Annotated in this window: 24 protein-coding genes and 4 pseudogenes; 6 read left to right on the top strand and 22 right to left on the bottom strand. The window is 60.3% G+C overall.

What is annotated here, in order from left to right:
- Positions 1 to 1185: a CaiB/BaiF CoA transferase family protein gene (locus AC0L3L_RS28055; protein ID WP_473488026.1), complete on the top strand. Its 1185-nt coding sequence runs from the start codon at positions 1 to 3 to the stop codon at positions 1183 to 1185.
- A 13-nt stretch (positions 1186 to 1198) separates the two neighbouring features.
- On the top strand, positions 1199 to 2050 hold the full coding sequence (locus tag AC0L3L_RS28050; protein WP_473640225.1) for a citryl-CoA lyase: 852 nt from the start codon (positions 1199 to 1201) through the stop codon (positions 2048 to 2050).
- Here AC0L3L_RS28050 and AC0L3L_RS28045 read toward each other — a convergent pair.
- From AC0L3L_RS28045 to AC0L3L_RS27965, 17 genes and pseudogenes are all read right to left on the bottom strand, one after another.
- Positions 2026 to 2535: an NUDIX hydrolase gene (locus AC0L3L_RS28045; RefSeq protein ID WP_473640223.1), complete on the bottom strand. Its 510-nt coding sequence runs from the start codon at positions 2533 to 2535 to the stop codon at positions 2026 to 2028. The two genes, AC0L3L_RS28050 and AC0L3L_RS28045, sit on opposite strands and share 25 nt — an antisense overlap.
- Positions 2536 to 2677: 142 nt before the next feature.
- Entirely contained in the window at positions 2678 to 2920 is a 243-nt protein-coding gene (locus AC0L3L_RS28040; protein ID WP_473640221.1) for a hypothetical protein, read from the bottom strand.
- A gap of 292 nt (positions 2921 to 3212) precedes the next feature.
- On the bottom strand, positions 3213 to 3905 hold the full coding sequence (locus AC0L3L_RS28035; protein WP_473640220.1) for a response regulator transcription factor: 693 nt from the start codon (positions 3903 to 3905) through the stop codon (positions 3213 to 3215).
- Positions 3902 to 6076 (bottom strand): DUF4118 domain-containing protein, encoded by a 2175-nt coding sequence (locus AC0L3L_RS28030; RefSeq protein WP_473640218.1) that lies wholly within the window; start codon positions 6074 to 6076, stop codon positions 3902 to 3904. Before AC0L3L_RS28030 ends, AC0L3L_RS28035 begins: the two co-directional genes overlap by 4 nt.
- Positions 6073 to 7572, bottom strand: coding sequence for a hypothetical protein (locus AC0L3L_RS28025; RefSeq protein WP_473640217.1), 1500 nt, complete (start codon positions 7570 to 7572; stop codon positions 6073 to 6075). Before AC0L3L_RS28025 ends, AC0L3L_RS28030 begins: the two co-directional genes overlap by 4 nt.
- 77 nt (positions 7573 to 7649) lie before the next feature.
- The gene (locus AC0L3L_RS28020; RefSeq protein ID WP_473640215.1) at positions 7650 to 8351 is read right to left on the bottom strand and encodes a class I SAM-dependent methyltransferase; all 702 of its coding nucleotides are present in this window, start codon (positions 8349 to 8351) and stop codon (positions 7650 to 7652) included.
- The gene (locus AC0L3L_RS28015; protein WP_473640213.1) at positions 8332 to 9381 is read right to left on the bottom strand and encodes a glycosyltransferase family 2 protein; all 1050 of its coding nucleotides are present in this window, start codon (positions 9379 to 9381) and stop codon (positions 8332 to 8334) included. The genes AC0L3L_RS28020 and AC0L3L_RS28015 overlap by 20 nt, the downstream gene beginning before the upstream one ends.
- 172 nt (positions 9382 to 9553) lie before the next feature.
- Entirely contained in the window at positions 9554 to 9736 is a 183-nt protein-coding gene (locus AC0L3L_RS28010; RefSeq protein ID WP_165848837.1) for a hypothetical protein, read from the bottom strand.
- Entirely contained in the window at positions 9736 to 9924 is a 189-nt protein-coding gene (locus tag AC0L3L_RS28005; protein WP_473373169.1) for a DUF3606 domain-containing protein, read from the bottom strand. Before AC0L3L_RS28005 ends, AC0L3L_RS28010 begins: the two co-directional genes overlap by 1 nt.
- Positions 9925 to 10140: 216 nt before the next feature.
- Entirely contained in the window at positions 10141 to 10401 is a 261-nt protein-coding gene (locus AC0L3L_RS28000; protein WP_473640211.1) for a DUF982 domain-containing protein, read from the bottom strand.
- A gap of 166 nt (positions 10402 to 10567) precedes the next feature.
- Entirely contained in the window at positions 10568 to 10792 is a 225-nt protein-coding gene (locus AC0L3L_RS27995) for a hypothetical protein (RefSeq protein WP_473488012.1), read from the bottom strand.
- Between the two features lie 122 nt (positions 10793 to 10914).
- Positions 10915 to 11676, bottom strand: a complete 762-nt coding sequence (locus AC0L3L_RS27990; RefSeq protein WP_473488011.1) for an NYN domain-containing protein — start codon at positions 11674 to 11676, stop codon at positions 10915 to 10917.
- Between the two features lie 88 nt (positions 11677 to 11764).
- Positions 11765 to 11950 (bottom strand): annotated as a pseudogene (locus AC0L3L_RS27985) (Atu4866 domain-containing protein); the annotation flags it as partial.
- 88 nt (positions 11951 to 12038) lie between these two features.
- Entirely contained in the window at positions 12039 to 12743 is a 705-nt protein-coding gene (locus AC0L3L_RS27980) for an outer membrane protein (RefSeq protein WP_473640209.1), read from the bottom strand.
- 342 nt (positions 12744 to 13085) lie between these two features.
- Positions 13086 to 13359: pseudogene (locus AC0L3L_RS27975) on the bottom strand (Atu4866 domain-containing protein).
- Between the two features lie 90 nt (positions 13360 to 13449).
- Positions 13450 to 13840, bottom strand: a pseudogene (locus AC0L3L_RS27970) (carboxymuconolactone decarboxylase family protein).
- Positions 13841 to 13937: 97 nt separating this feature from the next.
- Entirely contained in the window at positions 13938 to 14663 is a 726-nt protein-coding gene (locus tag AC0L3L_RS27965; RefSeq protein ID WP_473640207.1) for an SDR family oxidoreductase, read from the bottom strand.
- A gap of 121 nt (positions 14664 to 14784) precedes the next feature.
- Between AC0L3L_RS27965 and AC0L3L_RS27960 the strand changes: the two genes are divergently transcribed.
- Together AC0L3L_RS27960 and AC0L3L_RS27955 are read left to right on the top strand one after the other, a co-directional pair.
- Entirely contained in the window at positions 14785 to 15675 is an 891-nt protein-coding gene (locus AC0L3L_RS27960; protein WP_473640205.1) for a LysR family transcriptional regulator, read from the top strand.
- 185 nt (positions 15676 to 15860) lie between these two features.
- Positions 15861 to 16232 carry a hypothetical protein gene (locus AC0L3L_RS27955; protein ID WP_473640268.1) on the top strand — a complete coding sequence of 124 codons (372 nt, stop codon included), beginning with the start codon at positions 15861 to 15863 and terminating at the stop codon, positions 16230 to 16232.
- 56 nt (positions 16233 to 16288) lie between these two features.
- Here AC0L3L_RS27955 and AC0L3L_RS27950 read toward each other — a convergent pair whose 3' ends face one another.
- Positions 16289 to 16477, bottom strand: a complete 189-nt coding sequence (locus tag AC0L3L_RS27950) for a DUF3606 domain-containing protein (protein WP_258122246.1) — start codon at positions 16475 to 16477, stop codon at positions 16289 to 16291.
- Between the two features lie 71 nt (positions 16478 to 16548).
- On the opposite strand from AC0L3L_RS27950, the gene AC0L3L_RS27945 reads away from it, so the two are divergent.
- Positions 16549 to 17445, top strand: a complete 897-nt coding sequence (locus tag AC0L3L_RS27945) for an ATP-dependent DNA ligase (protein WP_473640203.1) — start codon at positions 16549 to 16551, stop codon at positions 17443 to 17445.
- A gap of 137 nt (positions 17446 to 17582) precedes the next feature.
- Here the strand turns inward: AC0L3L_RS27945 and AC0L3L_RS27940 are convergent, their stop codons facing one another.
- Both AC0L3L_RS27940 and rpsU read right to left on the bottom strand, forming a co-directional pair.
- Positions 17583 to 18365, bottom strand: a complete 783-nt coding sequence (locus tag AC0L3L_RS27940; RefSeq protein ID WP_473640201.1) for an SDR family oxidoreductase — start codon at positions 18363 to 18365, stop codon at positions 17583 to 17585.
- A gap of 52 nt (positions 18366 to 18417) precedes the next feature.
- Positions 18418 to 18547 (bottom strand): annotated as a pseudogene (gene rpsU / locus AC0L3L_RS27935) (30S ribosomal protein S21); the annotation flags it as partial.
- Between rpsU and AC0L3L_RS27930 the strand changes: the two are divergent.
- Complete coding sequence (locus AC0L3L_RS27930) at positions 18518 to 18706, top strand: hypothetical protein (protein ID WP_473640270.1); 189 nt, start codon at positions 18518 to 18520, stop codon at positions 18704 to 18706. The pseudogene rpsU and the gene AC0L3L_RS27930 sit on opposite strands and share 30 nt — an antisense overlap.
- A 712-nt stretch (positions 18707 to 19418) precedes the next feature.
- On the opposite strand, the gene AC0L3L_RS27925 is transcribed toward AC0L3L_RS27930, so the two are convergent.
- Entirely contained in the window at positions 19419 to 20282 is an 864-nt protein-coding gene (locus tag AC0L3L_RS27925) for a phospholipase D-like domain-containing protein (RefSeq protein ID WP_473640199.1), read from the bottom strand.
- Positions 20263 to 22500: a hypothetical protein gene (locus tag AC0L3L_RS27920; protein ID WP_473640197.1), complete on the bottom strand. Its 2238-nt coding sequence runs from the start codon at positions 22498 to 22500 to the stop codon at positions 20263 to 20265. The genes AC0L3L_RS27925 and AC0L3L_RS27920 overlap by 20 nt, the downstream gene beginning before the upstream one ends.
- Positions 22501 to 22506: the final 6 nt, after the last annotated feature.

Here is a 22506-nt window from a genome sequence, read left to right as displayed (position 1 = left end):
ATGACCGATCTGCTGTCCGGTATCCGCGTCCTCGACCTGACCAATGTTCTGGCTGGCCCCTACTGCGCCTATCAGCTGGCGCTGCTCGGGGCCGATGTGATCAAGGTCGAGGCGCCGCAAGGCGGCGACCTGGCGCGCCAGCTCGGCGGTTCGCCGGAACTCAACAGCACCGGCATGGGCGCTTCGTTCCTGGCGCAGAACGCCGGCAAGCGATCGGTGGTGCTCGATCTCAAGAAAGAGGCCGATCGCGAACGCTTTCTCGATCTGGTCGCCTCCGCCGACGCGCTGGTCGAGAATTTCCGCCCCGGCGTGATGGACCGGCTGGGACTCGGCTATGCCAGGCTGAAAGAGGTCCGCCCCAGCCTTGTCTATTGCGCGATTTCGGGCTTCGGCCAGACCGGGCCGATGCGCGACAATCCCGCCTACGACCAGATCATCCAGGGCCTATCAGGCATCATGAGCATCACCGGCACGCCGGAGACCGCGCCGCTGCGGGTCGGTTATCCCGTCGCCGACACGCTGGGCGGACTGGTCGGGGCGTTCGCGATCGCCGCGGCACTTGTGAAGCAGAAGACGACAGGCGAGGGCGCCTTCCTCGACGTGTCGATGCTCGAATGCACGCTCTCCGCGCTGGGCTGGCCGGTCTCCAACTATCTGACGGCTGACGTCGAGCCGCAGCCGATGGGCAACGAGAACATGACGGCAGCACCTTCCGGAACGTTTCGCACCGGCGACGGCTTGCTCAACATCGCCGCCAACAAGCAGGAGCAGTTCGTCACGCTCTGCCGGCTGGTCGGGCTGCCGGAGCTGGCCTCGGACCCGCGCTTTGCCGAGCGCGAGACGCGCAAGCGCAATCGCATCGCCTTGAAGGCACTGATCGAGGATGCCCTGGCGAACAGCTCGGCCGCGGCCTGGGAGGAGACGCTCAATCGCGCAGGCGTGCCGGCGGGCAGGGTGCTGACGATCCCGCAGGTGCTGGCCGAGCAGCAAGTGATCGAGCGCGACATGACCACCCGTTTCGATAGCATGCCGAACATCGACCGACCGCTGACCGTCGTGCGCGGCGGGTTCATGGTCGATGGTGCAGCACCGTTGCCGACCAAGCCGCCGCCGGCGCTGGGCGAGCATATGGACGAGGTGTTTGCCAGTCTGCCGCCGCGCGTCAAAAAAAGGGCGCAGGCATGAGCGACGCGAGAACATGAGCAACGTTGGGAAAAAAACCGGCCGCGAGCGCGGCGAGGAATGGTGGCAGACCGATATCATCGAAATGCGCCCTGGCGCGATCCGGCTGCGCGGCTATGAGATCCAGGACCTGATCGGCCGCGTCAGCTTTCCGGCGATGATCTGGCTGATGCTGCGCGGCGAACTGCCTGGTGAGGAGCAGGCGGCGCTGCTCGGCATCGCGCTGGGGGCGGCCGTCGACCACGGGCCGCAGGCACCGTCGATCGCCATTGCCCGCATGGCGGCCACCTGCGGCGTCGGCATCAACAGTGCCATGGCCTCAGCCATCAATGTGCTTGGCGACGTGCATGGCGGCGCCGGTGAACAGGCGCTTGCCTTCTACGGCGACATCGCCGCGGCACTGGATGGAGGCGTGACGCTTGCCGATGCCGTCGCGTCGCGGCTCGATCGGTTCTTCGCCGAGGAAAAATCCTATGTGCCGGGGCTCGGCCATCGCTTCCATCCGGTCGATCCGCGGGCGCCGCGCCTCATCGAGCTGACCCGCGATTTTGCCGCGCGCGGCGTCGTCAGCGGACGTTTCGCCGACATCGCCGAGGCTGTTGAGGCCGAGGTCGCGCGGCGCAAGGGCAAGAAGATCCCGCTCAACATCGACGGCGCCACCGCCGTCATCTATGGCGAGCTCGGCTTCCCGCCGCCGCTGACACGCGGCCTTTTCGTGCTCTCGCGCTCGGTCGGCATATTGGCGCATGCGTGGGAACAGTCGCAACAGAGCGACCGCAACAAGGGACCACTGCCGCGCGAATGGTTGTGGGCCTATACCGGCACGCCGGCGCGGCCGTTCCCTCAGGGAGATGGTGACTCCAATTGAGGCCTTGGTTCAAGTTCGCCAGCGGGCGCTGGTTGGGGAATTTTTAGATTCTTCAGCAGCGTTGAAAGATCGGGCTCGTCGATAAGTGCCGCTGCGTCTTCCGGCGTCAACCATGCCCGCTGCCGCCTTTTGGCCTCCTGCCAGTTGGCCAGTTCCTCTGTCACCGCCAGCAGGTAGACGGTGACGTCGACGCGGACGAAGCGGTTCGTCAGCCGCTTCCAGTAGGAATAGGTGCCGGCCGGCTGCTTCAGCGTCTTGCCGAGGACGCCGGCTTCCTCCTGCGCTTCGATGGTGGCTGCCCTGCGCCCGCTCTTGCCCTTCATCGGCCAGCCCTTGGGCACGATAAAGCGCCTGGTCGATATCGAGGTGACCAGCATCACCTCGACGTCGCCACGCTCGCTCAGCCGAAAGGGAATCGCCGCGACCTGACGGATCCGCTCGCCCTTCCTTGCTTTGCGTACGACCTTCTTCTTGGTGGCTGCCATTCCCGACGATCCAATCAGGCCCGACGATCCAATCAGGGCAGTGCCCAAGCGCAAAGGCACGTTGCGAAAATCAAAACCGCCTTTGATGCTACTTTAAGTAGAGCGGCGTTCAAGCGGCTAAATAAATGAAAACGCCGGCTCATCAGCGGCAGATGCTGATGAAGCGGCTGCCCGACCGCCGCAACTGGCAAGTAGGCTTCATCTGCGGCACATCTGGCCGTTGCGGCGCGACCTCGCGATCCTGGGCACGGAACTGCTGTTGCTGCTGCTGATATTGCTGCCGCCGCAGCCTGTTCTCCAGCATCTGCAATTCGCCTTGCAGGACCAGCGCGTTGCGGTTGGCGGGAGTGACGTTCTGCGCGGAGACAGCAGCGCTCGACAGCATCGCTGTTGCCAGGGTTGCCGACATCAAGAACGTCGATAGGCGAAGCGGCGACATCTATCCATTCCCGCGCGAAACTGAGCCTCCAATCATATAGGGCGTCTGTCTGGTGATGCCATGGTTAAAGTCTCGCCGAAGCGGAATTGGCGGGTTGAGCTGCCGGACTCAATGCCAATCGACCCCATGCGCGGCGGGCAAGGGGATAAATATCGAGATCGACGACAGGAAATTGGAGAGCATCCTGCAGTTCAGCACTTGTGCTCTCGGCGGATTGAGCGTCGCCCCGCCCCTCGCTTCAGTCGACTTCGCGCAGGCGATATCCGACGCCGGTTTCGGTGGTGATGTAACGTGGCTGGTCGGGCGTTTTCTCGATCTTTTGCCTGAGCTGCCGCACATAGACCCTGAGATACTGCACGTCGGTCGAATCGCCCCAGACCTGCTTCAAAAGAAACTGGTGAGTGAGAACCTTGCCCGCGTACTGCACGAGGATGCGCAGGATGTCGTATTCCTTCGGCGAGAGCTTTATCTCCCTGCCCTCGATCATGACGATGCGCTTCACCAGATCGACCGTGAGATCGCCGGTCTGGAAGACCGGCTTCTCGCCTTGCTGCTGGAACTTGTGGCGGAGCGCCACGCGGATGCGCGCGACAAGCTCGTTCATGCCGAACGGCTTGGTCACATAGTCGTCGGCGCCGAGCTCAAGCGCCGAGACGATGCCGGCCTCGTCGGTACGGCTGGAAAGGTTGACCACGGGAACATCCAGACCGTCGTCCCGCCATTTGCGCAGCAATTCGTGGCCGCCCATGCCGGGCAGGCCGAGATCGAGCAGGATCAGGTCCGGCTTCTCCGTCTCCATCAGTTCGATCGCCGTCTTGGCGTTCGGCGCCTCACTGATCGCATAGCCCTGGCTGCCAAGGCCGACGCGAAGCAGCTTGCGGATCGGCGGTTCGTCATCGACGACCAATATCCTGACGTCCAGGTTCGTCATGGCAAGTCATCCATGTCGGAATAGTCCACACGTTGGCCCGCCGGCACCGGCATCCTGATGGTGAAAACCGCACCCGAGCGGTCGGTCCTGTTGGCCGCCGAAATCGTCCCGCCCATCGCCTCGATGAAGCCGCGGCAGATCGAGAGCCCGAGCCCGGTGCCGGCACGGACCTGGTCGCCCTTGCGCACCCGGTGGAACGTGTCGAAAATGTGCTCCAGATCCGCTGGCGGAATGCCCGGTCCCTCATCCATGATCTGCAGGATGACGGAACCATTGTCGGCCCAGCCCTGCAGGCGGATCGTCGAACCTTGCGGCGCATATTTAGCGGCGTTGTCGAGGAGGTTGAACAGCGCTTGCTCGAACAGGACGGGGTCGAGCCCCAACATCGGCAGATCCGTGGGAATGTCCATTTCGGTCTTGTGTTCGCCGATGATTTTCCTGGCCCGATGCAAGGCGGTGCCGACAATGTCGCCGACATAGTGGAATGCGTAGTTCGGCTCCATCGCACCGGATTCGATCTTGGTCATGTCGAGCAGATTAGCGATGAAGCGGTTCAGTCGCTCCGATTCGTCAAGCACGGTCGACAGCAGCTCCGCCCGATCCGCTTCGGGAAGCGCCGGCGCAAATTCGCGCAAGGTGCCGGCGGCGCCCATGATGGCGGCAAGCGGTGTTTTCAGGTCATGGGAAATCGAGGTCAGCAGCGCCGAGCGCAGGCGGTCCGCCTCGGCCTCGAGCTTGGCCCGGTCAACGTCGGCAACAAGCTGGATGCGCTCGATGGCGACTGCCGCTTGATCGGCGAGCGCGTCGAGGAGGCGCTTCTGTTCGGGAGTCAGCAACGGGCCTTGCTTGTCGTTGTCGAGGCCGACGACGCCGACGGCGGTGCGCCCCGTCCGCAACGGCAGATACAGGCGTCTTGCTCCGGGAAGCGTGTCGGCACCGCGGCCCGCGGGGCGATCGTGCTCCCAGGCCCATCGGGCGGCCGCGATGTCGGCCTCGGCCAGCGTGTCGTCGGGTGGGTAGCCGGCCTTGACGGTGATCGAGCCGTTTTCGGGCAGCAGCAGCACCACGCGCAGCTTCAGCATCGAGGCAATCTGGAAGGCAGTCGCCCAGAGCACGTCGTCAAGCGTGCCAGCGCCGGCAAGCTTCTTCGAGAAGAGATAGATATCTTCCGTGGCGCGTGCCCGAGAGCGGGCAGCGACCGCCTGTCGCTGCACGCGCACTGTCAGATTGCTGGCAATGACCGCAACAACCAGGAAGACAGCCAGCGCAACGATGCTCTCCGGATCCTGGATCGTCAGTGTGTAACGTGGTTCCAGGAAGAAATAGTTGAATGCAATGGCGCTGATGAGGCAGGCATACAAAGCCGGCCAGAGACCGCCGGTCACCGCCGAAGTCAGAACCCCGATGAGAAAGATGATCGCCAGGTTGCGGACGTCGAGAAACTGGTGGAGAAGGACGGCGAAGGCGAGCGAGCCAACAACATAGGCCGTGGCCTTGAGATAGGGCCAGATCTCGAATTGCCACTGCTCGTCCGCCGCCTTGACGGTCCTCGACGTCGCCTCGGCGTTGCGTTCGTTTCCCGAAATGACATGGACGCTGATGTCGCCGGCATTGCGGATGAGATCATAAGTGAGCGAGCCTTCGATCAATTCCCGCCAGCGCGATCGGGTCGGCCTGCCGATCACGATATGGGTGAAGTTGTTCGCGGTCGCATGGCGAACGATGTCCTGCGCGACGTTCTGACCTGGAATGGTCGTTACCTCGGCGCCGAGCTGCTCGGCAAGGCGCAGCAGAGTCGCTAGCCGATCCTTGTCCTCCTCGGACATCCCGGCTGAACGAGGGGTATCGACATGAAGCGCCGTCCAGGGGGCGCGGAGCCGGTCGGCCAATCTCCGCGCATAGCGGATACGGGCCGCCCCGCCCGGACGCGCGTCGACGCAGACGAGAACCCTTTCCCCCGCCGCCCAGGGCCCGGGTATGGCGTGGGCCTGCATGTGGATCAGCAACTGCTCGTCGACGCGCTGGGCGGTGCGGCGGAGCGCCAGTTCCCTGAGCGCCGTCAGATTGCCCGGCGAGAAATAATTCTCGATGGCGCGCTGGGCGGTGCTGGGAATATAGACCTTGCCTTCCTCGAGCCGCTTGATCAGGTCGTCGGGAGTGCCGAAAATCAACGATCGCGCGTATAGATCACGGCGTAGTCGTCCGCATACGCCCGCTTCCAGCCCAGTTCATCGAAGAATGGAATGCGGCTGTCGTCCGGCGTCAGCAAGGCCCAGCCTATCGCACGCTTCTCGAGCTGGGCTTCGAGGACAGGCTTTCCACCGCTGCGTCCTGTCTCGGCATCTGTCTTCATAAAGCCGTTGAGAAAGAGCTGATCTGTCCGGCCGTCGATGAATGTCTTGATTCCATGGAAAATCAAGCTGCCGCCGAAGTTGTAGGAATTCAGGACATTGCCTGACAGATGATGGCTTTCGACGAATGCGAGCGCATCCTTGGCCGAAGTCTTCTGGCTCGGCGCGACCGGATAGGCGCTCGTGAGCATTGCGGTTGCCCCCAGCAGCAAAACGCCTGCCACGCCGCAGATCCGGTAAAATCGCTCTGCGAAAAACCGTTCCAGCCCGTCGCGCCTGTCGGACATCCATTTTGCCAGGGAGAGTGCGGGATATTGCTCCGCAATCTCGGCCGCAAGCACGATCGGGACCAGCAGAAAGAACAGATACATGAAGCGCAGATGGGTGAGATAGATATGCAAGGCAAAGACGATGAACAGCGCCTTCGCCCAGCCGATGCGAAGTTTCGACACAAGCAGCGCGAAAACGAACAGTAGGATACCCACTTCCTGGAACCGTTGATCCGAGGCGTCGAACGGTTTCCACTCGATAATCAAGGGAACCGCTTCATTGCCATAGGCTACGGTGAAAGTGGCAAGGATGGCCTTCATGCCATAGGGATTGATCAAGCTGACCACCGGGCAGAGCAGCCCGAAGGCAACCCATTTGCCAAGGAGTACGGGGTTGGACAGGCGGGTTCGCACAAGGACATCGAGGCCGGCAAAAGCCGCGATGACGAAGCCGATGGTAAAGGTCGCGTGGAGATTGGCCCACAGGACAAGCAGGGCAAGCAGCCAAAGAGGCGGTCCCTGCTCATTGCGCGCTGCGCGAAAAAGCATTGCGGTCCAGATCACGATGATGGGCAAGGTGAAGATGTGCGGACGCGCGGTGTAGATCGGGGAGATCATGGCCGCCCCGAACAAGGCCAGTCCCACTGCCGCCATCGGTCTCAACCAGGTGCTGAGATACCATGACAGCAGCGCGCCCGTCAGGGCGATGGTTGAGATGATCAGCACCGCCACGCCGTTCCAGCCACCTGCCGTGTAGGCGAGCGCAAGGAGAACCTGTCCAAGCCATTCCTTGGCGATCCACGGGTGTCCGGCGAAAGTGTGAGAATAGCTGTCAACAACCGGGAACGTACGATTTGCCAGCAGATCGAGCCCGACCTTGACCTGCCACCAACAGTCGGGGTCCTGCAGGATGACCTGGGTGTGGGCGGAAAGCGCGAAGGCCACGAGAGGCGCGACGAGCAGGCAGAACATCACTCTGGCCCGTTGCGCGTCGTTGAGCGACGACGCGGTCGCAATGGTCGCTACGGTCGCCTGAATCCCGTTCATTTCATAGCTCCAGTCCGCTCTGCGGCAGATCGATTGGCGGTTTCAGCTTGTCGCTCATCCGAGGGCAGGGCGTCCGCTCAAACGGCAGGCTTGACCGCATGCACGAAATATTGGGCTCCCATAGGCATCCTGGTCAGGAAGCGCTCCAAGGGTCGCAATCTTGCGAGCACGCGTGGGAAAAAGATCCGGTAGACGACGTCGGATTTGGAGAAGCCGGCCGCAGCCATTCGCTTGCGCACATTACGGCTGTTGATCAGAATTGCGTTCGCGTCGAAAGCGCAGTTTCGCACCGCGTGCGTCGTCAGCGGATTCCAGGGATTGTGCTCGAACAAAAAGAAGCTGCCACCGCCGGTCAGCACTCTCTCGATCTCCCTGATCAGGGCGACATGGAGGTTTTCGGGGATGTGATGGAACACGCAGGCGGTGAAGGCGAGATCGAAACTCGCGTCGTCGTAAGGGATCGTTTCGCCGTCGAAGTGCCTGAAATCGGCCTGGCCGGGAAAGCGCTTGCGGGCGATGTCGAGCGACTGCGAGGAGGGGTCGAGCAAGGTGATTTCGCTGTCGGGAAATGCGGCGCGCATAGGCCCCAGCGAATTGCCGACACCCGCGCCGAAGTCGAGTATCCGCCGCGGCTTCACGCCTGAGCGGGCGAGCCTTGCCGCGACATCGTCGATCTTGTACTGCGCGAAGAAATCCGGGGTTTCGCCGCTCAGCCGGATACTTGCGGCATGCTGCTGCTGATACTCCAGCGCGAACTGGTCAAACTCGGCCTGAAGCACGCGCGGCTCCCTTCGTCAGTTCATGGGCCATTTCCTGAAGCCGATGGACGGGCAGCTCCCCGGCGGCAGGATCATGGGCAGCGATCTCGTTTATGAGGTAGAGTGGCCGCCGCTTGGTCTCCATATACATGCGCCCGAGATATTCCCCGAAAATCCCAAGGACCAGAAGCTGGACGCTGCCGAGGATCAGGACGATTGCCGCCAGGCTGGTCCAGCCGGGCAACACGCTGCCGGCAAACCATGAGAAGAGCGTGTAGCCGAGCGCAGCAAGCCCGAGAAAGCCGAAGATCAAGCCGAGATGCGAGGCGAACCGCAGGGGCACGATGGAGAAGCTCGTCATCGCATCCATTGCCAGAAGCACCATCTTCTTCAACGGGTAATGCGTGGTGCCTGCGAAGCGCTGGTGCCGCTCATACGCAAAAGCCACCTGCTTGAGGCCGATCCAGCTCACCATGCCGCGAATGAAGCGGTAACGCTCGGGCATTGCATTGAGATGATCGAGCGCGCGGCGGCTCATCAGGCGAAAATCCCCGGAATCGAGCGCCATGTCGACGTCGACCATCTTGCGCAGCAGACGGTAGAACAATGCGGCGGTTGCGCGCTTGAACCAGCCTTCGCCCTGGCGCTTCAGCCGCTGGCCATAGACGACGTCGAACCCCTCATCCATCTTTGCCATCATGGCTTTGAGCAATTCCGGCGGGTCCTGGAGGTCGGCATCGAGAATGAGAATGCGCTGGCCGCGGCAAAACTCCAGGCCGGCGCTGAGCGCAATCTGGTGGCCGTAATTTCGGGCGAGGTCTATGCCGACGACGTGGCTGTCCTGTTTGGCGAGTTCGAAAATGGCCTCGCGGGTGCCGTCGGTGGCTCCGTCGATGACCAGCACGATCTCGTAGGAATGCCCCGCTTGTTCACGGCAAACGGCTGTGACGCGCCGGTAAAGTTCGGCGACCCCGCCGATTTCATTGTAGCACGGCACGACAACCGACAGCGCGACGGCGCGTCGCGCAGCGATTTTCTCTGTTTGCGCCAAAAGCCCAGCTCCCATGGTTAGAACGGGAATAGGCCGAATTTGTTAGAAAATTGATAAGCCGCTCAGGATTGCCGGCCCGCGACGCCAGATAAGCGAAGCGTACGGATGGCCGGGCGCGTGCGACGGTGATGCGGGGATACGGCGAGGGCAGACGCTCCGCCAAATCGGCGGCTCAGCCTTCGGCCTTGAAGTTCTTCGCTTCCTTCTCGACCTTGGCGCGGTCCTTGCCGTGCTTGCGCATCAGATCCTTCGCCTGGTTGGGCGAAACGTCGGTGGTCTCGGCCAGGCGCAGGGCCTCCTTGTCGTCCGGTTCGCGTTTCTTCCGATCCGCCATTGTGGTCCGCTTGTCAGACATCACGACGCCTTTATGCTCTCGGCGATTTCGTTCAACACCCTGCGATCGGTGCCGTGGCGCTTGATCAAGGTGCGTGCCTGTTTGGGAGTAATGCCGGCTTCCTCGGCGAGATGCCTCACCTCATAGTCTTCGTCGCCGGCAACTTGTGAGCGATCGCGGTTGTCGGTCTTGGTCTTGTCGTCGGGCATGGCAGTTCTCCTCGTTTCGACCTAGAGCATAACGACGGAGATTTCGTGAGGTTCCTTAATGCATGTCGCCCAAAAGTGCGCAGCGGTTTTGGGACAACGACATGCATAAACAACAGCAATGCATGTCGCCCAAAAGTGCGCAGCGGCTTGGGACAACGACATGCAAAAACAAGAACTAAAAGCGCGTCGCACGAATCTCTTCAGACGTGATGCGCTTTAGTGCCGGCCTTCGCGCACAAACACATGGGCTTCCTTGGCGGCGGCCGTGAATGCCCGCCGCGCACTGCCAACCGCCCGTCGCTGCTCCATCGCGTCCATCATGGCTTTCAAGGCCGCGCGATATTTCGGCCCGCGCTTTTCGTCTGGCCATTTGTCGACCAGCAGCGAGGCCGCCTGGACCGTCCTCGTCACAGAGAGGGGGAGGCCGATCCGTTCGCTCTCGATCGTCACCGGAACGTCGAATTGTTCATCACGCATTACCGCCACTCCTTGACTCCAAGGACAGCAACGGCGCAGCGGGACTATTCGTTCCGATGACGAATGGCGTGATCCATCCCGATCACAATTCATGGTTACTGAGTGGCTTACGTCGCCGCTCTAGTTCCGACAGTGCGCAAGCTGATTGGGCGCAGGGCGACATGCATTAGCGGGACCGATGGTCGAACACGACCCCCATGGTCCTACCAATTGCGGTCATCACGACAAGCTCGACCAGATGGTCGTCGCTGTCCTCACAAGCCGGGGCTGCCCGGCGGATGGCGTCTATTGCGGCTCTGGTCGATATGGTGTCGCCAGCGCGAAATTTTGAAAGCGCAGATGAAACAAGTTCCTGGGCCGTCACGACAGGCACTCTCGAAACGATGTTCATCGGCCTCCTCCGCCATGAACCCCCCTCCGACGAGAATGATACGCCGAATGGCGGTTTCCGCCAGCGAAATAGTGGTCCGACCAGAGGCCAATCGGACCGGGGACAGTTGCCTTTTTGCAGGCTCAGCGCGACGCTGCCGACTTCGATTTCTCTCGGCTCCTCGCAGCTGGCTTGACCCTTATACGCATCGCTCCGCCCTCGGGATGATCGATCTCAAAGGCATTGGTCTTCCGCACGAGATCGCTCAGCTTGCGAAAGCCGAAGGTTCTCGGATCGAAGTCCGATGCCAGATTGGCGAGCTGATTGCCTACGATGCCGAGCGGCACCCAGCCGTCCTCGTTTCCCATCTGTGAAATGACCTTGGTGATGATCGGCGTCGCGGCGCTGGGCGGCTGCAAAGATTTCGTCGGCGCCGCATCCTGAGCGTTGGCTGGTGCGGTCGCAAGCAGGTTCTCGGTGTATACGAACCGGCGGCATGCCTGCCGGAAACTCTCCGGTGTCTTCTGCTCGCCAAACCCATACACGTCGATCCCGTGTTCCCTGATGCGAGCTGCAAGGCGGGTGAAATCGCTGTCGGACGACACCAGGCAGAAGCCTTCGAACCGCCCGCTGTGGAGAAGGTCCATCGCGTCGATGACGAGCGTGATGTCGGATGCGTTCTTGCCGGTGGTGTAGGCGAATTGCTGCTGCGGGATGATCGCATGCTTCGACAGCACATCGGCCCATGCCTTCGAACGGGTGCTGGAAAAATCGCCATAGATGCGACGAACGCTCGCCTCGCCGATCTTTGCGATTTCCTCGAACAACCCGTCGGCAATCTTGGCCGAGGCATTGTCTGCGTCGATCAGCACTGCAAGCCGTGGAGAGCGTGGTTCGGTAGGCAAGGTGGGCTCCTTTTTGGCGTTGCACCAAATGACATATGGTGCAGCGGCACGATGCGAAACCTTTTTATCGAGATTCGACGAACGTCGGCTAGCTCTCCCGATACAAGATCATGCCTGCCTGGTGCAGAACGCCGTCAATGAACGTTCCGTCCGCGGTAAAGCCGGTGTCGTCCCGGTAGATGTGATTTCCTCGGATCTCATAGCGTCCCTGGTATGCGCTCTCACGGTTTCCGCGCGTTTCGTCATAGCGACCGTTTGGAAGCAAGTTGTGGCGGTGCGGATGTTGAGGCGGTGATAGCTATTCGAGCCCAAACGAAAACCCCGGCCGCTAGGCCGGGGTTTTTCCTTGCGTCTCCAAAGGATCAGAACTTGTAGCTGACGCCGACCCTCACCGCGTGGGTGGTTAGGTCAACCGGCATATCAACATCCGGGAATCCCGGAGCCAAGTTGCCTGAGGCTTCTCCGAAGTCCGTATACCGATACGCCAGTCGCGCGGTCCAATGTTCGTTGAAGGCCCACTCGCCGCCAGCACCGATCGTCCAGCCGTTGAGCGTATCCGAATAGTCCCCGCTAACAGGAAGCGGGAAGGGGCCGCCACCGAAGTCGAAATCGCCAATCGCCCAGCCGCCGGTAACATAGAGAAGCGCCTTATCGTATGCGTAGCCGAGCCTTGCGCGGATCGAGCCCTGCCAGTTCAATTCGCTGGTTCCAACAGATGTCAGTCCGGCTGTGTTTTCGAAGCTGCCATCCACGCTACCGCCTTCGAAATCACCCTCGACACCGTAGACAAAAGAACCGGATTGCCAATTGTACCCGACATGGACGCCACCAATGAAGCCATCGGGATCGGAATCGTCACTTGGCGCACCGTTGGAGTAGCTGTGATCTGCCTGCCCCCAGAGATAGCCGCCCTGAACACCGATATAAAGGCCGCTCCAGTCGTAGGCAACGGCCGCAGCCGGCGCGGGCTCGTAAACAACTGCATCGGCCGCGAAGGCCGGAACCGCAAGCAGGGCCAAGGCCGCACCGCTGAAAAGGAACGTAGTGGCAAACACGATTTTCTTCATGGACCGATGCCTATGTTAAAAGGAAGTCACCAAGAATGGACTACCACAAAAGGTTGTGGCTGAACTGTAACTGCGGCGCAACACCCGGAGGCAAATGCACCGTTCGGTTGTGGCGGTGATCCTGGTTCCTTTTTGCGCGCGTGACTCTTGCCGACTTCCTGACCGCCGAGGAGTCGCTGTACGTGAGTTGCAGCAGCGCGTGTGCGAAGTGCGGCGGGAAGGAGGCAGGCGTTATCTGCACTCCAGGCGCGAGCAGTGCGGTGACAGGTGCGCCGGGAGACCGGCGTCGCACCAATGACATATGGTGCAGCGGTAACGTTTTTGTCGAGACTGGACGAACGTCTACTTCTCCCGATACAAGATCATACCTGCGTGATGCAGCACGCCGTCAATGAACGTTCCGTCAGCGGTAAAGCCGGTGTCGTCCCAATAGTCGATGTGATTTCCTCGGATCTCATAGCGCCCCTGGTACGCGCTCTCACGGTTTCCGCGCGCTTCGTCATAGCGACCGTTTGGGAAGCAAGTTGTGGCGGATATGGCCATCGGCCGTGACCCACATCCCGACATAGGGATGGCTTGCCGAAGGTTGGGTAACCGTATTTTGCTCGACATTCATCTGGGCGAGACCTTTCTGTAGGGGTAAGACGGCCGCGCCGGCAACAAGCACGGCAGCGGCAGTATCGAAATCTGTTTCATGGACAGCTCCTCAGGGGTGTTTGCCGCGAGCGGCGCGACGCTCAGTGAACAGCTCGGAGAGCGCTTGCGATGCTGCGATCGCGCTGGGGAATCCGGCCTGAACCGTCGCCATGTAGATGACTTCCTTCAGCTCTTCCTCGGACACGCCGATATTGAGCGCATAACCGGCATGAATCCTCGTGAAGGCAGTCTCGCCCATGGCTGCGAATACCGCGACGGCGGCGAGTTGGCGTGTGCGGTTGTCGAGCCCCGGACGGGACCGGACGTCGCCGAGCGCATAGCCCTGGGTTGCTCCGGCCAGAAACGGAAACTCCTGTCTCATGCGTTCCAGCGCAGGCTGCGGAGCGCCATTGTTCAGGCTCCTGACGACGGCATCGCCGCGTTGGCAGCCGCTCTTCCATCGTCTGCGATTTGGCGGTTTGCGGAACCGCGCCGAGCAGCAACGCGACGGCAATCGCGCTATACGATCTGCGAAAACGAAAACCCATTGTTGCCTCCCTACTTGCTTTCTGTCGGCCGGATGACGATCTCGTTCACGTCGACATCGTCCGGCTGTTCGATGGCGAAGCGCACGGCACGGCCGATGGCGTCGGGCCGCAGCGCAATGGCGCGATAGGTCTTCATCGCTGCCACCGCGACCGGATCGGTGATCGTGTCGGCGAGCTCGCTCTCGACCACGCCGGGATGGATGCACGTGACGCGGATGTTGTCGTGCTCTTGCCTCAAGCCATCGGAGATCGCGCGGACCGCGTATTTGGTTGCGCAATAGACAGCGGCTGTCGGCGACACCGAAAGCGCGCCGATGGAGGCGATGTTGACGACATGGCCGGAGCCTCGGGCCGTCATCTCCGGCAGCACCGCGGCGATGCCGTAGAGCACGCCCTTGATGTTGACGTCGACCATTCGGTCCCATTCCTCGACCTTCATCGACGCCATCAGCGACAACGGCATGACGCCGGCATTATTGACGATTACGTCGACGCGTCCCCAGGCCTGGCGCGCCGTCTCGGCAAAGGCGGCGACATCGGCGCGGTCGGTCACGTCCAGGCGGCGTGTCATTGCCTCCCCGCCGTTTGCCCTGATCGCTTCTGCGAGTGTGTCCAGCCGATCGGTGCGGCGCGCACCGAGCATGACCTTTGCTCCGGCAGCACCGAGCTCCCGGCCGATGGCGGCGCCAATGCCGCTCGAAGCCCCGGTAATGAGCACAACTTTGTTGAGGGACATGTTTCGTCTCCGTCTGGTTGATCTTGCGAACCGCCATGCAGCGGTTGCCACGAAGATGGATCTGTTCCACTGTTGCGATAAGACGACCATTTGTTCACAGTATGGAAAGAAGAGCTAACCAATGCAGCCGGATCTCAATGCGCTTGCGGTGTTCGCCCTCGTCGCCGAGGAGCGGAGCTTTCGCGCGGCTGCGGACCGCATGGGCGTCACCCGCTCGGCGGTGAGCCAGACGATGAAGCGCCTGGAAGAGACGCTCGGTATCGCTCTTGTCCAGCGCACGACGCGAAGCGTCAGCCTGACCGAGGCTGGCGAACGCCTCTACGCCGAGATAGCGCCCGCCATTGCCGACATGCGCGCCGCAATGGAGACCGCCGGGGACCTGCGCGGGCGTCCGCGCGGGCAGTTGCGGCTCGCCGTCTCGTCGATCGCCGAGCGCTTTCTTTCAGGGCCTTTCCTGGCGACCTTTGCCGAAGCCAATCCGGAGGTTCAGATCGACATCACGGTGACGGACGAGGACTTCGATATCGTCGCCGAGGGATACGATGCCGGCGTCAGGCTCGGCGAGGTGATCCAGCAGGACATGATCGCGGTGCCTGTCGGCGGTGACGAGCGGCAGCTGGCCGTCTGCGCGCCGGCCTATCGCGATCGGTTCGGGGCGCCTTCGCATCCGAGGGAACTCGCCGGCCATCGCTGCGTTGGCTGGCGCCGCGCACCGAAGGTCGCGCCCTATCGTTGGGAATTCGCCGAGAACGGCAAGGAGTTCAGCGTCGCCGTTGCTCCGGAGATCACGACCAACGACATGGCGTTGATGATAAAGCTGGCCATCGCCGGCGCTGGCATCACCTTCGGCATGGAGGAGAGCTTTCGCCCGTGGATCGATCGGGGCGAACTGGTGCCAGTTCTCGAGGACTATTGCCCGCGCTTTGCCGGCTTCTACCTCTATTATCCGAGCCGTCGCAACGTCGCGCCGAAGCTGCGCGCCCTTGTCGATCACCTACGGCGTCATGGCTAGCGTCTTTCGCCAGTATGGCGACCATGTCGATGTTGCAATTACATTAGCGTGAGTGCATGTTTTCGTCAGCCGGCGCAAGCCGGTCAGGCCCGGTGGCTGGCCGGTCACCCCCATAGGCTGCCGGGCCGCCAGCAACGGCTCGGGAGGACATGCCGGAAATCTCGGAGCTTTTTTAAAAGACAGCGATCGTCTTTCTTATTTTGGGGATTGCAGCTGGCCTGCAGACGGCAATTTCAGGCAATCACGGTGCTTACCCGGCTCACGCACACATCAATCTTCTGGGATGGGTCACAAGTGCAATATTCGGTGGGTACTACGCCCTGAACCCGACAAAAGCCGCCCGCAGGATCGCGATGGTCCAGTATGGCGTCTACAATCTTGGCCTGGTCGTGATGTTACCGGCTCTCTACGTGATGCTGCATGGAAATCCGGCCCTGGAGCCGATCGTCGCCACCGGATCAATGATCGTCGCTGTCAGCGTGCTGATCTTTGCCTTCGTGGTCTTCTCCGCCGAAACGGCGCGCTCAGTCTCAGGAATACCTGCGGTTCCACGCTAGACGGCATCGGGATGTGCTGAGCCACCAAAAGGCTCGCGCCTCTGTGAGTTTGGTCATCATTGTGCCGGCAATGCCTTCGCGGCGTCGGTCAGGGTTGCCCGATCGTTGCCGTGCTTGCGGATCAGCTCGCGCACCTGCTCCGGCCTGATGTTATTCTGCAGAGCGAAAAAGTTCACCTCATAATCATCGTCCGCCGATATCTTGCTACGGTCACGGAAGTCGCGTTTGGTTTTGTCGTCAGCCATGTCGCACGTCCTTTTTGAATTTCGTTATGTTAACTCTGGCTAATATACGCCGGTGACCTAGACTAGGTTCCATGCGCAGGCGGGCAGGGGCCGGCACCGGCCGGCTAGAGTTCATACTTCCGATGGAGCCCAAGCTGGTGGCCAAGCCGCCTGAAGGCGACGACTGGATTCACGAAATCAAGCTGGATGGCTACCGCGCCCAGATCATTATCAACAGCCCCGAGGATATCCGCGTCTGTACCGAAACCGGCAAGGACTGGACGCGTAAATATCTGGGCATCGTGGAAGCCGCGACGCAGCTTGAGGTCAAGAACGCCATCATCGACGGCGAGGCGGTCGTCACCAACAAGGCCGGTATGCCCGACTTCAACGCGCTCCAGAACGCGGTCCACAACAATCCCTATGGCATGTACCTCTGCGCATTCGACATTCTGCACCTGAACGGCCGTGATCTGCGCGACATCGGCTGCAAGGCGCGCCGCGAAATTCTCTGCAGTTTCATCAAGCCGCACAGCCGGATCCAGTTCAGCGAGACCATGCCTGGTGACGCGCAGTCGCTCTTCTATCTCGTCGAGCAGGTCGAGCTTGAGGGAATTGTCTCGAAGCGCGCCGACAGCAAATATCGCAGCGGCCCGACCTCGAACTGGCTGACGACCAAGAGTTTCACGGTCGACGAATTCGAATTGCTGGGCGTCGAGCGCGAGCCTGGAAAGGCGGCCTTCGCCCTTTTGGGACAGCCAGGCACCGCGAAATATGTCGGTTCAGCCCTCATCAGCCTGGGCCGCGATATGAAGGAGCGGCTGTTGAAGCGGGTTCGGGAGCATGCCGGGCCGCCGCCAGAGGCCATGAAGAAACGGCCGGGGACACAATGGGTCAGGCCCGGGGTGAAGCTGCGCATCAAGCATCTTCGCGGCGACCACAGCCACATACGCAACGCGTCGCTGCTGGGTTTCAGTGACGAGGAGTAGTGGTGAAAGTTTGACATTGGTACCCCACGCGTGGGGCAGCTTAGGCTGAAAGAGGACGTTGAACGACAAATAAACCGCCTATCAGGCAACCACGGACCAGATGGAAGGTTAGCCCCGCAATCGCGCTCAGGGCGTCCTCAATACGCCCGAGTGAATCCGCCATCGTGTAGAATGTTCAAACCTGTCATGTGATCAGTGAGGGGCGACAACAAGCCCTCGACGACGACGGCTACTTCAGACGGCGTCCCATACTTTTTGAGTGGGATATTGTCGGTCTCGACCGCAATCCTTTCTTCAAACGTCACGCCTGCGTCCTGCGCTCGCCTGCCAATTGCATCCCGATACCAGGGCGACAGCGTGCCACCGAGTGAAAGAGTGTTCACATGAATACCTCTTTCGCCCAGCGCAAAGGCAAGCGTCTTCGCTTCTCCAAGCCAGGCGGTGCGGATGACGTTGGCGGTGGCGTAGTGGCTAAGAACCTGAGCCGAAGAAATGCCGGAAATGATTACGACCTTGCAGCGACGGCCTGCTTCAGGGGCCGGTTCCATCCGAGCGATTGCCGACTTCAACAGGGACAACGGCCCAACGAAGCTTGTCTGAAACAGCGTTCGCCAGACCTCTGGCTCGGGCATAGGGTCAGCGGATGAATGCGGTTGGGGCGGCATAAGAACGACCCCATCAAGCTTGAGGCCCGACGTGGCGAGGTGTCGATCAAACTCGCCCAACGCGGCATCGGATGCCATATCAACCGGTATAGCTTTATGCGAACCGTCGGCTGGTGCAGGCAGGTTCGAAGCCAGCGACTCAAGCCGCACCTGATTGCGGGCCGCTACAATCAGACGAGCGCCACCGGCCGCAAGCCGTTCGCAAATTGCTTGCCCGATCCCACCCGTTGCCCCAGTCACAAGTATGGTCGCCATCACACCACCCCGCCAGTTTCGAGCACTGTACCCTGGTATCTCTGGAAAGCCACGGCGTCATCGGCAGCAGGCCTTCGCGCTGGGCGCGCTTGCGGGCGCGGCGAACGGCTTCCGCCTTTTCGCGGGCGCGCTTCTCGGAAGGGCTTCTCATAATGTCCGCGCATCTTCATTTCGCGGAAGATGCGCGCGCTCAAGAAAAAGATGCAGCGCGAAGGCTGCTCTATATAATGCAAGCGCCCGATGACGAGATGGGTTTTCTCGGCTATTCGGAAGCAAAATCGCTTGGATTAATCGATGGCATATCCGACTCTCTTAACGATATACTTATTTATCCCTCATGAATTAGGTGACAGTGCACCATTTTCTTTTCCCGCCTGCCGCGTACCATTTCGCGGCTTTCCCTGTGTTCGGCAATTCGGTCCGGAAGTGCTTCGCTGCCCATCGGCCGGGCAGACGGCGACATCGGCGGCGCCGCAATGCAAGTCGAGCCATGCGTTCAATTTACGCACGGCGACAGCCGGGCAAACATGAAAAAAAGTGCACTGTCACCGTAATTGCGGATGATGCCGCATCCTTCGGCCTTTAGCTTGGCGATTTGAGTTCGAGATCTTGGTCAATGGTGCTGACCCCGGGCGTAGCCAATCCGGCTCATGAAGTGTCACCTCAAGGTTTACGCTTGAGGCTCCTTGGCACAAATAGTCGATGTCAACTCCTATGTTACATGGCCGATGCAGAAGTGCTTTACGTCACATCAGGGCATACCCCGATGTGCCCCTGAAGTCGAAAGTTTAGTCTCTGTCAGGGGGGGGCCGTACACGGTACTCGCAATACAGGTAAGCGTAAAGACGATGCCGGGATTGCACAGTGGCTGCACTTGCCCGATCCGAGTGTTCACTATTGCGTTGTTTTGCCAAAGCACCTGGCGGCAATCCGTTCGTCAATGGCCGCCCCCAGACGCAAAAACAGGCCGAGCCAGGCTTGTTGATCATATCATCAGCGCTACAGGGGTCTGTCACAGCAACGTTTCAGCAGAGGCGAAAGGGGACTTGTCCGTCAATATTGGTGTACCCGCTTGGCAATTGACCGCACGGCCCCCAGAACGGAAGAGAGTTCTTTCGCTGCTCCGCCCTCCACGATGACGCCGCATTCAAATGACCGCTCCAGCGCCGATCCCATGAAGTTGCTCGATCCGATATAGAACAAGTCTTCGTCGGCAAGAACGACCTTTGCGTGAAATGTCTCCCGCCCGGACGGCAGCGTTGAAGGCAGTGCATACTCGTAAACCAATACTCCAATCCGTCTGAAGTCGTCTGCGCGTCGGAGAAATGCCTCGCCACACTGTGATTCGCTCAGGGGACGGCACACCAAATGACATCGAACGCCTGGCCCGCAGATCGAGAATAGCTCTACTAGGAGATTGGCGCCCTGATTGTCGATGAAGGGGGCAAGGACGACGAAATCACGCTTCGCTGCACGCGCAAGGCGGAAGAAGGCATCGCTCGTTTGGAACATGACCGGCGAAAGCGCGTGCAGGCTATCAATGGCTTTGCGAAGCTTGCTCTTTTCGCCAGGCTCGGTAAGAACCAGTTCGACTAAGTTGCGATCCTCGTGGGTGCGCAAATACGCAGCGATACCCTTCAGATTCGCGGCCAGACTTCGCAGGGTCTGCGGAGCTGCGGTGAGCTTCGTTGAAAAGTTCACCTGCGTAGCAAGGCCTGCCGCCAAAAGAGACCGACGTGCGATGGCCACATGTTCAGCGGAGACTTCGCCGACACGTGACGACAGCGCGACATCGGAACCGCCTAGAGCGTCAGGAAACTCAGCCAAATATGCGAGAATCCGCGAGGCTTGGCGGGCTAGCGGCGAAAGCCCGAAAAGAAGCGCATCAACGTCAGCTTCACTGTCTTGATCTGGCATGGTCTAGTGCGAACTGAAGGTAGCCTCTGATCTGCTCTTCACCGACTATGAAATCCGGCCTGCCGCGACCGATCAGCGTCGAACGGCTCAGGTACTTGTTAGCCGTGAGGCAGATGACTTCCGGAATCATAATGCAATCCGGGCAAGCGCCACCCTTCGTCATGCAAAGATTTCCGAGATTGCATCCCAACGATGTCGGATAATTTCTCAGGTAGGATAGAAAAGCCTCGTGATGATTGCGCCACAACGCCGATAGGTCGCCAAGGTCGAGCGTCATCCCGTTGCGGTAAACCACGAAACCCAGATCGCACGGGAACAGGTACTCACCAATCGACCCCAGATCGAGACCTGAAAACTGCTGGATGCCCTGCATAATGTAGTGAGAATAGGAATGCAGCAGGGCGTAAGTCATCGTGTAAATCGTGGGATCCGACTGGCGGTCATGCTCCTCTAGATAGCCACTCATTACCTGGGCTGAGCCCAGCATGGCAGCAGCAAAATTATCCGGGTGCTCCGTAAGAAGCCCAATATCAACACACCCCAGCGAGGCCTGGGAAAGCCATGCTCGAACTAAGGCTTCGTCCAGCTTAAAATAGAAAGCTTCGTTCGATTGCTCCAGAACGTAAACCGGATGCAGCGCCTCCTGTGCCGTCTGAACTCTTGGAAACAGGTTCAGACGCACAGGCATTATCCTGCCGTGCTTGTAGATTTTGGGACCGTTTCCAACTCGCGAGAATCCATAGCTAAACTTGCACAGATCGAACTTGCTTATGAGTCCAGCGCGTTGAACGCCCAGAAATCTCTTGGCCTCCTCGGCTGTCGATATCATCGTCGCACGTTGCGGTGAATGAGGTGTCACAAGCCATTCGTCGGGGTTAGTGAAGTCGACATAGCTTGCGCGGCCTCCGACGATCTCGCCCCGCAGCTTCGTCCTCGAGAGCGCCTCGTGCTCGATGATGAGCCGGAAGGGATCATATTTGCCTGTCCATTCGTGCCTTTCCTGAAGCTTTGCCAGGATGTGCGCCGGCAAAGCGCTATTGCGCTTGAGCCAACCAGCCTTTTGCCAATTGGAAAGCCGCTCAGCTCTCGTTTTGGTCATAAAATTGGCAACGACCGTGTTTTGATTGTCGGTGGCCAATTGCAGCCCCTGCAATATTTCATCGAACTCTCTTGCCTCGACCGCCCGATCCTTGGACAGTAGTTGCGCTGTGACCTCCGCATCACTGAGCGGCGGTCCTTCCAGACCAACAATACGTTCGATTACGCTGGCAAGAAGGTGAGCTTGTCCGGGCTCCAGAGCTTCGATCCCGGAATTTTCCGGAAAGGTAATGAAGGTATCGGATTTAACAAAATAGGCCGATGATGCGGCGTAGTTGATTTTCTCCATCGACGCTTCGCCAACGATGTTTCCGCCCGGTCCAATCGTGGCGGCGATCCGGCCAAGGGTCTCGTCGCATTTCTCAATCCAAGGATCAGGGTGCTTCGTTCCACAATTCGCGCAGGAGAACGACCAATTCGACAGGGCGACTTGGTCTTTGTTTAGGACGAACTGGCGGGTACCGCATTTTCCACAAAGCGCATACCTTTTGATTGGCCGGCGTGAGGCTTGGTCGTAGACCGTCATGTTCGGGCTGGCAGCCTTCCACGATCCCGACCAGTGGGCAAAAATCACATCGAGCTGTCCCCATGAGCAGCGCGTTGGATCGTTCGGCCGCTTCGGGTGCGCGCAAGCCTGACTAAGGTCCGAGAGACGTGCTCCCATCTGCTTGGGATTATCCGTTGCTTCAATCAACCCGCACTCACTGCATATCAATGTCGTTGGGCGCGGCAGATATCCCATCCGATCCGGCCGGAAATAGGCAAACACCTGTGGCCGGAAGGCGTATTGTGTTCGAGCTGAATCCAGCAACGACACATCAATGCAGAAATCGGCAAAAGGAGGCGGGATGTTGGTTTCGTTTTGGCGGCAGGCGATGGCCTTATCGAACCACGCGCGCGCCGCTTCATCGATCCGCATTTCAATCTGAACCCGCGTCGTTGGGTCAAGCCGCGCCGGCGTCGCATTGGGCGATGGCATTGCCTGGCACGCGCCCGCAGCGCCCTCGAAGGTGAAGTGCTGCCCCGGTGCGTAGCTCATCGCAATTTGAGCCTGCGAACGACTCATGGAGGGACCTTTGGCGTCCCGCTCGCTGTCGGTCTGACTAGATTGTCTTGCCATAAACGC

Source organism: Mesorhizobium sp. WSM4849, assembly GCF_055811385.1.
This window is presented reverse-complemented; position numbering and strand designations above follow the sequence as displayed.